Source organism: Paracoccus alkenifer, from assembly GCF_900108405.1.
Classification (GTDB): Bacteria; Pseudomonadota; Alphaproteobacteria; order Rhodobacterales; family Rhodobacteraceae; genus Paracoccus; species Paracoccus alkenifer.
The window spans coordinates 847,970-862,523 of sequence record NZ_FNXG01000001.1 but is presented as its reverse complement, the minus strand read 5'-3'; the positions used below and the strand labels follow the sequence as shown (position 1 = coordinate 862,523).

Sequence of the window (14,554 nt, the reverse complement as noted above, 5' to 3'; positions counted from 1 at the left end):
CCGGCCAAAGTCGGACGGCTTGCGCTGGACGCCGCGCTTGGGCAGTTTCCCCCCAACCGGACCGGAGGCCGAAATGACCGCGCGCAAGATCACCTGTTTCAAGGCCTATGACCTGCGCGGCAGGCTGGGCGAGGATCTGGACGAGGATGTCGCCTGGCGCGTCGGCCGCGCCTTTGCCGCCCGCCCGGGCACCCGGCGGGTGGTGGTCGGCCGCGATGGCCGCGCCAGCTCGCCCGCCTTGGCGGCGGCGCTGATCCGCGGCCTGGTCGAGGGCGGGGTCGAGGTTCTGGACATCGGGCTGGCCGGCACCGAAGAGATGTATTTTGCCACCGACCACCTGGGCGCCGATGGCGGGATCGAGGTCACCGCCTCGCACAACCCCATTGATTACAACGGGATGAAGCTGGTCGGCCGTTGGGCCGCGCCGCTGGACCCGGTGACCGAACTGGCCGAGTTGCAGGCGCTGGCCGAGCGGGGCGTGTTTTCCGACGTGGCGCCGGGGTGGGTGACGGATGCCACGGCGGTGCGGATGGATTATGCCCGCCGCGTCTGCGATTTCATCGACGCGGCGCGGCTGGGGCCGCTGAAGCTGCTGGTGAATGCCGGGAACGGCGTCGCAGGCCCCGCCTTTGACGCCATTGCTGCGGAACTGGAACGCCGCGGCGCGCGGCTTGAGGTGGTGCGGCTGCACCATGCCCCCGACCCCGGCTTTCCGCACGGCATCCCCAACCCGCTGCTGCCGGAAAACCAGCCGCAGACCGGCGATGCGGTGGTGGCGCATGGCGCGAATCTGGGCGTCGCCTGGGACGGCGATTTCGACCGCTGCTTTCTGTTCGACGAACAGGGCCGTTTCGTGCCGGGGGAATATGTGGTCGGGCTGCTCGCCGCGGCGTTTCTGGAACACCACCCCGGCGAAAAGATCGTCCACGACCCCCGCGTGGTGCTGAACACGCGCGAGGTGATCGCGCAGGCCGGGGGCCGCGCGGTGCAATCCCGCACCGGACACGCCTTCGTCAAGCAGGTGATGCGCGCATCGGGGGCGATCTATGGCGGCGAGATGTCGGCGCATCATTATTTCCGCGAATTCGCCCATGCCGACAGCGGCATGATCCCCTGGCTACTGGTCGCCGGGCTGATGAGCCGCAAGCGCCAGCCCCTGTCGCGGCTGGTGGGCGACCGGATGGCGGCCTATCCCTCGTCCGGAGAGATAAATTTCCGCCTGTCGGACCCCGATGCGGCGCTGGCGCGGGTGCTGGCGGCGCTTGAGGGCGCGGCGCTGTCGCGCGACGACACCGACGGAATCAGCCTGGAATTTCCGCAGTGGCGGTTCAACCTGCGCCGCTCGAACACCGAGCCGGTGGTGCGGCTGAACGTCGAAAGCCGCGGCGATGCGGGGCTGGTGGCGGCAAAGGTGGCAGAGATCTCGGCGCTGCTGGTGGGGTAGGGGCTTAATCCCCCACGCTGTCTTGCGCGCCCATCAGATGTTCGTGGCAGGCGATGGCGTCCTCGATCCGGTCGAACACCGTCAGCCGGCCGCGGTCCAGAACGGCGCCCATGGTGCAGAGCCGCCGGATCAGCGGCATCGAGTGGCTGACCACGACCGAGGATGCCCGCTGCATCCGCTCGGCAAAGACGCGCTGCGATTTTTCGCGGAACTCGGCGTCGCCGACGCTGGTCACCTCGTCCACCAGATAGATGTCAAAGTCGATGCCCATGCTGCACCCCATCGCCAGCCGCGACCGCATCCCTGCGGAATAGCCGCCAAAGGGCAGGTGATAGCTGTCACCAAGCTGCGCAAAATCGGCCACGCTGGCGACCAGCGCGTCCGTGTCGACCCCATAGATGCGGGCAACGAAGCGCACGTTCTGCGCGCCGGTCAGGTCGGGGTGGAAACTGCCGGCAAACCCCACGGGCCATGAGATCGTGCCGTTCGCGACGATCCGCCCCGAATCGGGCCGTGCCGTGCCCGCGATCATGCGCAGCAGCGTCGATTTTCCGGCGCCGTTGCGCCCCAGCAGCGCGACCGAGGCGCCGGTCGGAAACAGCGCATCGGCCCCGTCCAGCACCCAGCGGCGCCGCCCGCCGGACCGATAGGATTTGCGCAGGTTTTCAAGGCGGATCAATCTCTATCTCCGGTCGCGCTGGCTGTAGCAGACCAGCGCCCCGATCGACCACAGCAGGAACAGCCCCCCGGCGCCCAGCACCAGCAGCCAGGGCCGTGACGGCAGAAGGGACCGCTCGGCCAGCGTCGGTGCGATATGGGCGGCAAGATAGCGGCTTTGCCGCTGCGCGCCCTGCAATGCGGTCTCATGCGCGATCCGTGCCGCTTGATAGGCACCTTCGGCGAATTCCAGATCGACCTTCAGCCGTTCGTATTCCGCGATCAGCTGTGCGTAGCTGTCGCCCTCGGGGGTCGAGGCAGAGAATTTTCCGCGTTCCTGCTCGATCCGGTTGTGCAGCGATTCGATGCGCAGCTCGGCCTGGGTGATGCGGTTGTCGCCAGCGGGGGCGTTGCGGCGCAGCGTGTCCAGCGTCACCTGCGCCTCGGCCAGCTGGGCTTGCAGCGCGGTGGTCACGGTCATATGCGCGCCAAGGTCGGCGGCGGGGTCGAGAATGCGGGTGCGCATCCGGAACGCGGTCATCGCCTGCCGCGCCTCGGTCAGCAGCACGCGGGTCTTTTCCAGTTCGGCGCCGGCGTGGCGGGTCGCATCGCGGCGCGCCTGTTCCGACAGCGCATTCACGACCTGCTCGCTTTCGGCAAAGACGGTCCGGGCCAGGGTTTGGGCGTCCTGCGGGGTGAATGCACTGACCCGCAGCGTGATGATGCCCGCCGAATCGTCGTAATAGATGCGCAGCTGCCGCCGCCAGTAGTCGGTCAGATCCTCGATGGTGCCCGAGGGGTCGAAGGCGAACAGGAAATCGTGCGGCCAGGGGCGCGAGAACATCGCGCGCAGATCCAGCGCCCGGTCCACCCGCTGCACCAGATCGGACGAGCCGAGGAATTCGTAAAGAATATCCGTGTCCGAGGCGGTGCCGGCAAATCCCCCGCCCAGAATGCTGCCGAACATGTCCATGGCCGGCGGGCTTTCCTCTTTCCGCACGGAAAAGCCGACGGTCGAGACATATTGATCGCTGGCCCGTGTCCAGAGATAGCCACCCCAAAGCGCGGCCGGCAGCACCACCAGCAGCAGCAGGCTGGCCAGCAGCGCCCAGTGCCGCGGCCGCGGCCGGGCGAATTGCGCCGGCGGAGCAACCGGCCGGGCCTGCGGATCCGTGGCGGGAAACGGCAGCAGCGCGGCGGGGCGGGCAGCGGGGCGGCCCAAGGCGCGGGCCGCGCCGTCCGGTGCGATACCCCGATCCGCCGCTGTAACGGCGGTCATGGTGGCGGTTGAGGAATGATCGCTGGCCATCCGGGCTTTCACTGCTGCCGATTTACAGGCAGTTGTAGCCAGGATACCGACTGCAACTCCAGATGGCCCATAAAATGCCTGACAGTTTCCCCGATCCTCAACAGGTTGCGCCCGCCCGGCCGAAAGGCGGCTTTGGCGGCCGGTTTCGCATGTTGCGCACGGTGACGGCGCTGATGCTGCGCGAAATCGCGACCACCCACGGCCGCTCTTTCGGGGGCTATCTGTGGGCGCTGGCCGACCCGATTCTGGGAATCGCGCTGCTGACGCTGATCTTTCAGGGGGTAATGGGGCGGGCCTCGCCGCCGATCGGGACGAATTTCCCGCTGTTCTACGCAACCGGCTATATCGTGTTCCAGATGTATAACGACCTGGCCGGCAAGATCGCGGCGAGCCTGCGCTATTCCCGGCCGCTGCTGGCCTATCCGGCAGTCACCTTTGTGGATGCGCTGCTGGCGCGCTGGATCCTGAATGCGCTGCTGCACGTGGTCGTGTTCGTGCTGGTCGTGGCGGGCATCGCGCTGGCGTTCCGCCTGACGCTGGTGATGGATGCGGCGGTGGTGGTGCAGGCGCTGGCGCTGACCGCGCTGCTGGGGCTGGGCGTCGGCACGATGAACTGTTTCCTTACCATGCGCTTTCCGGTGTGGGAGCGGGTCTGGTCGATCTTCAACCGGCCGTTGTTCCTGATGTCGGGGGTGTTCTTTACCTACGACATGATGCCGCGGGTCGTGCAGGAATTGCTGTGGTGGAACCCGGTGCTGCATCTGGTCGGGCTGATGCGGCGCGGCGTCTACGGCATATATCCGGCCGATTACGTCAGCGTGACCTATGTTCTGGCGCTGTCGCTGGGGCTGCTGGCGATGGGGCTGTTGCTGCTGCGCGGGCGCTATCGCGACCTGCTTGAGCTTTAGCCCCGCGTCAGCGCGTCGATCACCGCGCGCAGGGCCTCGATCCCGTGGCCCTTTTCCGACGAGGTGACGATCAGCTCGGGAAAGGCGGCGGGGTGTTTTTGCAACTCGGCCTCGATCTGGGCCAGGGTCTGCGCCAGCGCCCCCGCGCCGATCTTGTCGGCCTTGGTCACCACCACCTGAAAGGGCACCGCCGAGCGGTCCAGCAGGGTCATGGTTTCATGGTCCACCGGCTTGATGCCGTGGCGCGCGTCGATCAGCGCGAACACGCGGCGCAGGTTTGGCCGCCCGGCCAGATAGCGTTTCTGCAACGCCTGCCATTTCGCCACCACCGCCACCGGCGCCTTGGCGAACCCATAGCCTGGCAGGTCCACCAGATAGGCGCGATCCCCCAGCGCAAAAAAGTTCAGCTCTTGCGTGCGCCCCGGCGTGTTCGAGGCCCGCGCGATCCCCTTGCGCCCTGTCAGCGCATTGATAAGGCTGGATTTCCCGACGTTCGAGCGGCCGGCAAAGCAGATCTCGGGGCGGTCGGGGTCGGGCAGCCCCTCCATCGCGACCACGCCCTTGATGAAATCGACGGGGCCGGCGAACAGCAGCCGGCCGGATTCGACGGCCGCGGGCGAAGGGGCGGGGGCACGGGGGAATGAAACTTTCACAGCACGGTCACCTTGTCCCCCGGGCGGATGGTGCCGCCGACGGCCACGCGGGCATAAATGCCGAAATCCCGGTGCCAGAAACGCTTTTCCAGCGCCGCCGGCAGGTCGATGTCGAACCGCCCCGTCGCGGTGTCGATACAGGTCGCCGCACAACGGCCGATGCGCCGGGTCAGCGCCAGCTCGACCGTGTCGCCGATGCGGATGCGGTGCAGCTGCATGTCATGCTCGGCAAAAGCCTCCCACCCCCCGATCCACAGATTCCCGCGAAAGCGATGGGTGCCGAGGGGCTGGCCGACGGCCTCTTCGAGCGCGCGCAGCGAGGACAGCGACAGCACGGAAACCCAGGGGTCGGACACATCGGTCAGCGCCTGCACCCCCTCGACCAGCCGCGCCGGCGGGGCCTTGCCCGAATCCGCCCATAGCGGCGCCAGCCATGCAAGCAGCGCCGCCTGATCGCGCAGCGGGTCAAAGGCCAGGTCCGGCAGGTCGGGATGCGACAGCACCAGCAGCCCGTCGCGCCAGCCGCCGGTGATTGCTTGCAGCGACCCCGCCGCCGCCCCGCGCAGGAACGCCGCCTTGGGCAGCCAACGGCGCAGCGCCTCGCCGTCCAGATGGTGCAGCGCGTCCCCGTGCATCACCGCGAAACGGCGGTCGCCGGGCAGGGGCCGGTCCGGGGTCAGCGCCACCCGGTCCAGCGATTCGCCTCCAGCCGACTTGACCGGATAGCGAAAGATATGGCCCAGAAGCGCGGTCACCGGGCCTGCGTCACTTGCGGCGCTTGGGCAGGCCGGCGCGGATGTTGCCGAACAGGTTCGGCGGGTGCCCGTGCATCGACATGATGGCGTATTGCTGGAAAATCGTGATCACGTTGTTGGTGATCCAGTAAAGCACCAGCCCCGAGGCGAACCCGCCCAGCATGAACATGAAGATCCACGGCATCCACGCAAAGATCATCTTTTGCGCCGGATCGGCGGGGGCCGGGTTCAGCTTTTGCTGGAACCACATTGAGATCCCCAGCAAAATCGCCAGCAGCGGCAGCGACAGGCTGTGCAGCGTCGTGCCCTGCGCGGGCGAGGCATAGGGCAGCAGCCCGAACAGGTTCAGCAGCGACGACGGGTCGGGCGCCGACAGGTCGCGGATCCAGCCGAACCATGGCGCGTGGCGTAGTTCCAGCGTGACGAAGATCACCTTGTAAAGCGCAAAGAAGATCGGGATCTGCAACAGCAGCGGCAGGCAGCCCGCGGCCGGGTTCACCTTGGCGTCGCGGTAAAGCGCCATCACCTCTTGCTGGTATTTGGCACGGTCGTCGCCGGTGCGTTCCTTGATCGCCTCCATCTGCGGCTGCAACTCGCGCATGCGGGCCATCGAGATGTAGGATTTGCGCGCCAGCGGGAACACCAGCGCCTTGAGGATGAAGGTCAGCGCGATGATCGACCAGCCCATGTTGCCGATCACCCCGTGCAGCCAGTGCAGCAGGCGGAAAATCGGCTTGGTCAGGAAATAAAACCAGCCCCAGTCGATCGAATCGACGAAACGGTCGATATGCAGGCTGTTCTGATAGGCGCTGATGGTTTCCCATTCCTTGGCGCCCGCAAACAGAAAGCTCGACGACGACAGCTGCGTGCCCGGCGCCACGACCTGCATCGGCAGCCGCGCCTCGGCCTGATAGATGTCGGCGCCGGGCGCGTATTTCACCACCGAGGTAAACGGCTGCCCCGGCTGCGGCACCAGCGTGGTCATCCAGTATTTGTCGGTGAACCCGACCCAGCCGTTCTCGGCCACTTCGGTGACGATGGCGGGGCCTTCGTTGCCGACCGGGTCCAGCTTGACCATGTCCTTGTATTTCTGTTCCAGCAGCTTGCCGTCGCTCATGCCGACGGCGCCCTCGTGCAGGATGAAAAAGTTCTGCGTATCGGGTTTGCCGTGCCGGGCCAGAATCCCGTAGGGCGCGGCGACAAAGGGGGCGGGGCCGGCGTTGTCGATGCTTTGCGTGACCGTGAACATGTAGCGGTCGTCCAGCTCGAAGCTGCGGCGAAAGACCTGGCCCGCGCCGTTATCCCAGACCAGCGTCACCGGCTGGCCCGGCGCCAGCGCGCTGCCGCTTTCGACCGACCACACCGTCGCCGGGTTCGGCACCAGCGCCGGATCGACGCCCACGCCGGGCATCCAGCCATAAACCGCATAATAGGGTTTCTGCATCACCAGCGAGGGCATGGCATCGGGCGCCGCGGGCGTGCTGATCGTGCCCAGCCCCGCCTGCGCGGTCGGTGACAGCAGCCGCAAAAGCGGCGAGTTGGGATCCTGCGTCTCGCGATAAAAGCCCAGCAGCAGGTCGTCGATCCGCCCGCCCGCCAGCGAGATCGAGCCGCGCAGCGCGTCCGAGTCGATCTCGATCCGGCCCGCATTCAGCACCGGGTCTTGCGGGGTGGTCGGCTCAAGCGAGGGTGTCTCGCCCGGCGCGGCATCGACCTGCGGCGCCAGCGCGATGCCGGTTGCGGGGTCCACGGCCGGGGCATTGGGGTCAGTCGCCTGCGCGGTCACCGAGGGATCGGCCGGTTCCGGCGTTGGCGGTGCGAAGAAGGCATACCACCCGATCATGACCAGCGCCGACAGCACCATGGCAAGGATCAGGTTGCGGTTGTTGTCGTCCATCCTCGGACCCCGGATTTTTCAAGAAATACGCGCCCGCTTCAATCGGACCCCCTTGCAAAGGTCAAGCCGATAGCTGCCGCCCGGCCCCGTCCCGGCACGATTGAAGGATTTCTTTCTGGCCGAAATACCCCGGGGGTCCGGGGGCTGGCCCCCGGTTCTTCAGATCGGCGTGACCACGCGTTCCTGATACAGCCGCATCACGTCGTCGGGACGGCACAGCCCGGTTCCCGGCATCATGCAGGTGGCCGAGGCGCAGGCCGCGCCCAGCCCCAGCGCCTCGGCGATGCCTCGGCCGCGGGCGATGGCCAGCGCATAGCCGGCAACGAAACTGTCGCCGGCGCCGACCTTGCTGACGATGGGGACGCGGTGAGCCTCGACATGCCAGCGCCCGCCGGGGCCGGCACCGATATTGCCGTCGGCGCCCCGCGCGATGACCACCGTCTGCGCCGCCCCGGCCGCGACCAGCGCGCTGGCGAAATCGGCGGTGTCGCGGCGTTCCGGCAGGGTGCGGCCGGCCAGACCTTCGGCCTCGGCGTCGTCCATGCGCAGCACCGCCAGCCGCACCTTGCCTCGCGCCGCCAGCGCCAGCGCCGCGCCCGAGCTGTCCATCAGCAGCCGCACCGGCACCCCGCGCAGCCGCGCGCACAGGCGCAGCACGAAATCGTCAGGCACGCCGGGCGGGTTCGACCCCGACAGCACCACGATGCTGCCCGCCACCGCCGCTGCCGCCACCGCGTCCAGCGCATCGGCCACATCCGCTTGCGCCCATTCCGGCCCCGGCAGCACAAAGCGGAACTGCTTTTCCGTCTCGCGGTCGGTGACCGACAGCGACTGCCGCGTGTCGCCGGGGGCGTTGATGCGCAGCACCGGCAGCCCGGCCTCGTTCAGCAGCTGCCCCAGCCGCGTGCCGGTGCCGCCCCCCAGCGCCACCAGCGCGGTCGAGCGCCCGCCGATGCGCGAGATCGCGCGGCTGACATTGATGCCGCCGCCGCCGGGATCGACCACCGGCGCCTCGCAGCGCAGCTTGAGCTCGGGCACCACCTGCGCGGCGCTGGTTGACAGATCCAGCGCCGGGTTGAGCGTCACGGTCAGGATGGGGGCCTGATCCGTGCCCGTCATTCCTGCCCCCGCAGTCATGTCATTCCCACCAGCGGTCGATCCGGGCGATATCCTCGTCCGACCAGCCGAAATGATGGGCGAATTCGTGGATCACCACGTTGCGGACCAGATCCCCCAGCGAGGCATCGCCGCGTTCCGCCCATTCGTCCAGGATGGCGCGGCGGAACAGCCAGACCGTGTCGGGGAAATGCTGCGGGTCGGACAGGGATTTTTCCGGCCGCGGGATGCCGTCGTATAGCCCGGTCAGCTCAAGCGGGTCGTCGATTTCCAGCTCGTCCAGCACATCCTCGCCGGCGAAATCCTCGACCCGCAGGATCACCTCTTGCGCGTGGCCGGCAAATTCCACCGGCAGCTGGGCGAGCACGTCGCGGGCCAGCGCCTCGATGTCGGCGGCAGAGGGGGCCTTGGCCTCGCTCCAGTCGGTCATGGTGTGTATCCCCCTGCGGCTGTCGGTCGGTCAGCGCCTGATATGGACAAGAATCGCCCGTTATGAAAGAGCGAGGGGATCAAGGAGACCCCGATGACCACCACCCGTTTCGCGCCCTCGCCGACCGGCCATATCCACGTCGGCAACCTGCGCACCGCGCTGATGAACTATCTGATCGCGCGCAAGGCGGGGGGCACCTTCATCCTGCGGCTGGACGACACCGACCGCGAACGCTCCAGACAGGAATACGCCGACGGCATCCAGCGCGACCTGGAATGGCTGGGCCTGCACTGGGACCGGATCGAGCGGCAGTCCGACCGGCTGGACCGCTATGCCGAGGCGGCGGACAGCCTGCGCGGCTCGGGGCGGCTTTACGAGGTGTTCGAGACCCCGACCGAGTTGGACCTCAAGCGCAAGAAACAGCTGAACATGGGTCGCCCGCCGGTCTATGACCGCGCCGGGCTGGGGCTGAGCGACGACCGGAAAGCCGCGCTGCGGGCCGAGGGGCGCGAGGGTTACTGGCGGTTCCGGCTGGACCATGAACGCATCGAATGGCCCGACGGCATCATCGGCGAGGTGTCGATCGACGCGGCCTCGGTCAGCGACCCGGTGCTGATCCGCGCCGACGGGCAGGTGCTGTATACCTTTGCGTCCTCGGTCGATGACGTGGACATGGGCGTCACCGACATCGTGCGCGGTGCTGACCACGTGACCAACACCGCCACGCAGATCCAGATCATCCGCGCGCTGGGGGCCGAGCCGCCGCGCTTTGCCCACCACAGCCTGCTGACCGGCCCGCAGGGCGAGGAACTGTCCAAGCGGCTGGGCACGCTGAGCTTGCGCGATCTGCGCGAACAGGGCGTCGCGCCGCAGGCGCTGCTATCGCTGATGGCGCGGCTGGGTTCGAACCAGCCCGTCGCGCTGCGCATGGATCTGGACGAGCTGGCCGAGGGGTTCGACCTGTCGCAATTCGGCGCCTCGCCCACGAAATTCGACGCCGAGGATCTGTGGCCGCTGACCCGCGAACGCAACCAGCATCTGCCCTATGATACGGTGCGCGACCGCATCGCCGCGATGGGGGTGCCCGACGACATTGCCCCGCGATTCTGGGATGTCGCCCGCCAGAACATCACCCGGCTGGACGACCTGGCCGAGTGGTGGGCGCTGATGCGCGACGGCGCCCAGCCCGCGATCGCCCCCGAGGACGCCGAGTTCGTGGCGCAGGCGCTGGCGCTGCTGCCGCCGCGGCCGTGGACAGACGCCACCTGGGGCGAATGGACCGCCGCGGTCAAGTCCGCCACCGGGCGCAAGGGCAAGGGGCTGTTCATGCCGCTGCGCAAGGCGCTGACCGGGATGGACCACGGCCCCGAGATGGCCGGGTTGATGCCGCTACTGCAAAATATCCGCGCCTGAGACCGGGCAGCGGGAACGTTTTCGGGCGGCGCGTCAGATCCACGCGCCGCCCTTTTTGATGCGCGCTTCCTTGCCGGCCAAAGTGTTTTTGTCAGAATTATATTGACAGCCGGGGTTGTCGACATAAAAGGTTGGGTATCTTAACCCACCCCGAGCAACCCCGGAGGCTCTGATGAACGACCTCGCCTTTGACGTGACCCAACGCATCGCTGTTCCGCTGCTGCGGGTGCCGATGCACGACGCAACTGACCTGACCGCGGGCGGCCATCTGGCGCAGATCGCGCTGGCCGATCAGGTCTATACGCTGCGCATCACCCGCGCCGGCAAGCTGATCCTGACCAAGTAAGCCCTGCCCGGCCTGACCTGACCAGTTCCGGCAAGCCCCCCGCGTCACCACCCGACCGAGCAGCTACCCACAAGGCCCCGCACATGCACAACACCCCCAGGCAACCGCGATGATCGTCTGCCAATGCACGGGCGTCACCGACCACGAAATCCGCGCCGCTGTCGGCTGGATGCGCGCCTCGGATGCTGATACGATCATCACGCCCGGCAAGATCTATCGCGCGTTGGGAAAGCGCGCGGATTGCGGCGGGTGCATGAAGCTGTTCGTGGCGACGATGCGGGCCTCGGAAGGGTTCGCCGTCGATGCGGATCCGCGGGCGGTTCCCGCGGAACTGCGCGGGTTGCGCCGCCGCGTGACAGGCTGAACACGGGTGAACAGGTCAGGAGACTGAAATGAAGGGTGATCCGAAGGTCATCGAATATCTCAACGCCGCGCTGCGGTCGGAACTGACCGCGGTCAGCCAGTATTGGCTGCACTATCGGCTGCAAGAAGACTGGGGCTATGGCCGGATCGCCGACAAGTCGCGCGCCGAATCGATCGAGGAAATGAATCACGCCGACAAGCTGATTCAGCGCATCATCTTTCTCGAAGGCCACCCCAACCTGCAAAAGCTGGACCCGCTGCGCATCGGGCAGAACATCCGCGAAACGCTTGAGGCCGATCTGGCCGGCGAACACGACGCCCGCAACCTGTATCTTGAGGCGCGGCAGCATTGCGCTGCGGTCAACGACCAGGTGTCCAAGGCGATTTTCGACGACCTGATCGAGGACGAGGAAGGGCACATTGATTTCCTCGAAACCCAGTTGCAGCTGATGGACGAAATCGGCGCGCAGAACTACGGGCTGCTGAACGCCAAGCCCGCCGACGACGCCGAATAAGCCGCAAGGCCCGTGCCACCCGACGCGCCGCCCCTGCGGGCGGCGTTGTTCATTGCGCGGCCGGGTCTGCGGCCAGATGCGGCTCGGGCGGGATCAGCTGCACGAAGCCCGCTGCCAGCGATTGCGCCAGCAGATCGGGCGGCATCACGGCCATGCGCAGGTATAGGGCGTCAAGCCCGTCCTCGCCGTCGCGGGCCAGCGCCTCGGGGCGGCCGCGCCGCCACCAGCCGGCATCGCAGATGGTGTTGGTCACGCCGGGCAGGGCGATTTCCGGCGCCATGTCGGGGTCATCGTGGAACAAGAACACCCGCGACGCGCCGCGGGCAAGCTGGTGGCGGGCAAAGACCTCGCACAATGATCCGGGCGCGCGGACCGTGGCGACCACGCTCCAGCTGCCGGAAGAAAAGGGGGGGTGCGTTCAACAGACTGCCTGCGCCGATAATGACCAGAGCCGGAGAAAGCAGTTTCGCGATGGCGAGGCAAGATGCCGTGCCGAATTGCACGCGGCAGGATGCGCGGGTGCCATGAGTGTCAAGCCCGGCATTGCCGGTAATGACCCTGAATTTGCGCCGTATCCATTCCGTATCCCGGCTGAAATGCGCGATAGTCCGAAATTCGATGCCGATACCGAAGCCGAATGCGGCGTCGCGGCCCGAACGTGTTTAATCGGATGGGTGGCAAAGCCGAATTCGGCACGCCCCGTTTTGACCGCAGGACACGGAAAAATGCGGCCAGCGTCAAAGCCGGCCAGCAATGCGGCGCGGGTTGTCTCAAGTGATTGTCGAAAGGCGCACCAACCCGGGAAATGCTGAGCGTGTTGCAGGGCGACGGGGCCGACATGGCCCCGGTTGTCGCCGCCGTGGTCGCCATATTGGCGCCCACGGCAGTCGATAACGCTAAAATGTTCCTCGTTACAACTTCAACCCGAAAACATGGGACTCGCTATGACTGCAAGTTGCGACAAAACGCGCCGGAATGGATGTTGTATTTTTGGATAGGTTTTGCGCGCCCGCTGCGGCCCTGAATTCATCGGGTTTCCGGCAATGTGCCGCGCTGAGCATGACAAATTAGGTTAACGGGCGGGTCGCGGCGGTCGGATCGGCCTGCGTTATTCCGGTCGCATCGGCGGTGCTGCGATAATGACGTTGCGGCACATTGCCGGAAATCACATTTCATGCGGGCGCGATTGCCCCGACAGGGGCTGGGTGGTAGCGGAGGAGGGACTTGAACCCCCGACACGCGGATTATGATTCCGCTGCTCTAACCAGCTGAGCTACTCCGCCCCGATGCGTCGCGAGCAGCTGTCTCGCGATGGGTGCGGGGGATGTAAGGCGCGCAGCCCCGCCCGTCAAGCGGATTTCTGGCGGCTCGGGGTGCTTGCCTAACGGCGCGGGGCGGGGCAGGGAAACGGATCAAGGAAACCGGGTCGCCCGGCAGGGCGTTGCAGGGATAGCAAGGGGTTGCCAGATGACGGATGATCCGTATGCCGCACTTGGGGTGTCCAGAACGGCCAGCGATGCGGAAATCAAAAAGGCGTATCGCAAGATCGCGCGGACGGATCACCCCGATCTGACCGACGATCCGGCGGCGCAAGAGCGTTTCAAGGCCGCCTCGGCTGCCTATGATCTGCTGAAGGAACCCGAGCAGCGCGCCCGATTCGACCGGGGCGAAATCGACGCGCAGGGGCAGGAACGCCCGCAGCGCCGCTATTATCGCGATTTTTCGGAATCGCCCGACAACCCCTATCGCGGACAGGCTGATTTCGGCGATTTCTCGGATGTGTTCGCCGATCTGTTCGGACAGGGCGGCCGCAGCGCCGGCCGGCAGGGCGGCACGCGCAGCTTTGACATGCGCGGGCAGGATTTCCGCTATACGCTCGAGGTCGATTTCCTGACCGCCGCGCGGGGCGGCACCACCCGCATCACCCTGCCTGACGGGCAGGTGCTGGACGTGAACATTCCCGCCGGCACCCGCGACGGCCAGACCATCCGCCTGCGCGGCAAGGGCGGCCCCGGCATGGGCGAGGCGCCGCCGGGCGACGCGCTGCTGGCGCTGAGCGTGCGCGAGGATGCCGACTGGCGGACCGACGGCGACGACGTGATCACCGTGCTGCCGATTTCGCTGGACGAGGCGATTCTGGGCGCGCGGGTCGAGGCGCAGACCATCGACGGGCCGGTGATGCTGACCGTGCCGCGCGGCGCCTCAAGCGGGCAAAAGCTGCGGCTGCGCGGGCGTGGCCTGCAAGCTGCGGGGGGCAAGCGCGGCGACCAGCATGTCGAGCTGCGGGTGGTGATGCCGCCCAGCATCGACGACGAGCTGGCCCGCTTTGTCGAAAACTGGCGCAAGGATCACGCCTATGACCCGCGCGCCGTCCGGGGAAAGGGGGGACGATGACCAGCCACTCGATGAGCCGGGAAGAAATCCTGGCGCTGGTTCCGGGACTGTCGGATGCGTCGCTGGATGCGCTGACCGATGCCGGAATCGTGCAGCCGGTGCTAAAGGGGGATGCGCCGCGGTTTCGCGATATCGACGCGGCGCGGCTGCAACTGGCCGTGGATCTTGAGGATGCGTTTCAACTGGACTCCAACGCGCTGGCACTGGTGCTGTCGCTGATCGATCAGCTGCACGGGCTGAAAGGCGAGATGCGCGCGGTGCTGGGCGCATTGGCCGCCGAGCCGCCCGAGACCCGCGCCCGGCTGCGCGGCATCATCCGCGAAACCCGGATCCTGCGGGTTCGCCGCCGCTAGC

General features: G+C 67.1%; 16 protein-coding genes and 1 tRNA gene. 8 read left to right on the top strand and 9 right to left on the bottom strand.

The window, feature by feature from the left end; translation table 11 throughout:
- The first annotated feature begins 73 nt into the window (after nucleotides 1-73).
- Nucleotides 74-1,444 carry a phosphohexomutase domain-containing protein gene (locus tag BLW83_RS04110; protein ID WP_090845718.1) on the top strand — a complete coding sequence of 457 codons (1,371 nt, stop codon included), beginning with the start codon at nucleotides 74-76 and terminating at the stop codon, nucleotides 1,442-1,444.
- Nucleotides 1,445-1,448: 4 nt separating this feature from the next.
- On the opposite strand, the gene BLW83_RS04105 is transcribed toward BLW83_RS04110, so the two are convergent.
- Together BLW83_RS04105 and BLW83_RS04100 are read right to left on the bottom strand one after the other, a co-directional pair.
- Nucleotides 1,449-2,123, bottom strand: a complete 675-nt coding sequence (locus BLW83_RS04105; RefSeq protein ID WP_090845717.1) for an ABC transporter ATP-binding protein — start codon at nucleotides 2,121-2,123, stop codon at nucleotides 1,449-1,451.
- 3 nt (nucleotides 2,124-2,126) lie between these two features.
- Nucleotides 2,127-3,380, bottom strand: a complete 1,254-nt coding sequence (locus BLW83_RS04100; RefSeq protein ID WP_090845972.1) for a KpsE/RkpR family capsule polysaccharide export protein — start codon at nucleotides 3,378-3,380, stop codon at nucleotides 2,127-2,129.
- A 104-nt stretch (nucleotides 3,381-3,484) separates the two neighbouring features.
- Here BLW83_RS04100 and BLW83_RS04095 point away from each other — a divergent pair, with 104 nt between their 5' ends.
- Nucleotides 3,485-4,318 carry an ABC transporter permease gene (locus tag BLW83_RS04095; protein ID WP_245728609.1) on the top strand — a complete coding sequence of 278 codons (834 nt, stop codon included), beginning with the start codon at nucleotides 3,485-3,487 and terminating at the stop codon, nucleotides 4,316-4,318.
- Here BLW83_RS04095 and yihA read toward each other — a convergent pair.
- The 5 genes from yihA to BLW83_RS04070 all read right to left on the bottom strand — a co-directional run bounded on the left by yihA (nucleotide 4,315) and on the right by BLW83_RS04070 (nucleotide 9,169).
- The gene (yihA, locus tag BLW83_RS04090) at nucleotides 4,315-4,971 is read right to left on the bottom strand and encodes a ribosome biogenesis GTP-binding protein YihA/YsxC (protein ID WP_090845713.1); all 657 of its coding nucleotides are present in this window, start codon (nucleotides 4,969-4,971) and stop codon (nucleotides 4,315-4,317) included. The genes BLW83_RS04095 and yihA overlap by 4 nt on opposite strands.
- Nucleotides 4,968-5,726: an MOSC domain-containing protein gene (locus BLW83_RS04085; protein ID WP_090845710.1), complete on the bottom strand. Its 759-nt coding sequence runs from the start codon at nucleotides 5,724-5,726 to the stop codon at nucleotides 4,968-4,970. The genes yihA and BLW83_RS04085 overlap by 4 nt, the downstream gene beginning before the upstream one ends.
- 10 nt (nucleotides 5,727-5,736) lie before the next feature.
- Nucleotides 5,737-7,623, bottom strand: coding sequence for a membrane protein insertase YidC (gene yidC / locus BLW83_RS04080; protein WP_090845708.1), 1,887 nt, complete (start codon nucleotides 7,621-7,623; stop codon nucleotides 5,737-5,739).
- Nucleotides 7,624-7,782: 159 nt separating this feature from the next.
- Nucleotides 7,783-8,742, bottom strand: coding sequence for a 1-phosphofructokinase family hexose kinase (locus BLW83_RS04075; protein ID WP_090845707.1), 960 nt, complete (start codon nucleotides 8,740-8,742; stop codon nucleotides 7,783-7,785).
- Nucleotides 8,743-8,761: 19 nt separating this feature from the next.
- Nucleotides 8,762-9,169 (bottom strand): metallopeptidase family protein, encoded by a 408-nt coding sequence (locus BLW83_RS04070; RefSeq protein ID WP_090845703.1) that lies wholly within the window; start codon nucleotides 9,167-9,169, stop codon nucleotides 8,762-8,764.
- Nucleotides 9,170-9,262: 93 nt separating this feature from the next.
- Between BLW83_RS04070 and gltX the strand changes: the two genes are divergently transcribed.
- The 4 genes from gltX to bfr all read left to right on the top strand — a co-directional run bounded on the left by gltX (nucleotide 9,263) and on the right by bfr (nucleotide 11,806).
- Nucleotides 9,263-10,582: a glutamate--tRNA ligase gene (gene gltX / locus BLW83_RS04065; RefSeq protein WP_090845702.1), complete on the top strand. Its 1,320-nt coding sequence runs from the start codon at nucleotides 9,263-9,265 to the stop codon at nucleotides 10,580-10,582.
- A 172-nt stretch (nucleotides 10,583-10,754) separates the two neighbouring features.
- Entirely contained in the window at nucleotides 10,755-10,928 is a 174-nt protein-coding gene (gene hemP / locus BLW83_RS04060) for a hemin uptake protein HemP (protein ID WP_090845701.1), read from the top strand.
- A gap of 109 nt (nucleotides 10,929-11,037) precedes the next feature.
- On the top strand, nucleotides 11,038-11,292 hold the full coding sequence (locus tag BLW83_RS04055; RefSeq protein ID WP_090845700.1) for a (2Fe-2S)-binding protein: 255 nt from the start codon (nucleotides 11,038-11,040) through the stop codon (nucleotides 11,290-11,292).
- Nucleotides 11,293-11,320: 28 nt separating this feature from the next.
- Nucleotides 11,321-11,806, top strand: a complete 486-nt coding sequence (bfr, locus tag BLW83_RS04050; RefSeq protein WP_090845699.1) for a bacterioferritin — start codon at nucleotides 11,321-11,323, stop codon at nucleotides 11,804-11,806.
- Between the two features lie 49 nt (nucleotides 11,807-11,855).
- Here the strand turns inward: bfr and BLW83_RS04045 are convergent, their stop codons facing one another.
- Nucleotides 11,856-12,191, bottom strand: coding sequence for a hypothetical protein (locus BLW83_RS04045; protein ID WP_143042732.1), 336 nt, complete (start codon nucleotides 12,189-12,191; stop codon nucleotides 11,856-11,858).
- A gap of 821 nt (nucleotides 12,192-13,012) precedes the next feature.
- Nucleotides 13,013-13,089: transfer RNA gene (locus BLW83_RS04035), tRNA-Met, on the bottom strand.
- 184 nt (nucleotides 13,090-13,273) lie between these two features.
- Between BLW83_RS04035 and BLW83_RS04030 the strand changes: the two genes are divergently transcribed.
- Complete coding sequence (locus tag BLW83_RS04030; RefSeq protein ID WP_090845696.1) at nucleotides 13,274-14,200, top strand: DnaJ C-terminal domain-containing protein; 927 nt, start codon at nucleotides 13,274-13,276, stop codon at nucleotides 14,198-14,200.
- Complete coding sequence (locus BLW83_RS04025; protein WP_090845695.1) at nucleotides 14,197-14,553, top strand: chaperone modulator CbpM; 357 nt, start codon at nucleotides 14,197-14,199, stop codon at nucleotides 14,551-14,553. Before BLW83_RS04030 ends, BLW83_RS04025 begins: the two co-directional genes overlap by 4 nt.
- The last annotated feature ends 1 nt before the right edge of the window (nucleotide 14,554 follow it).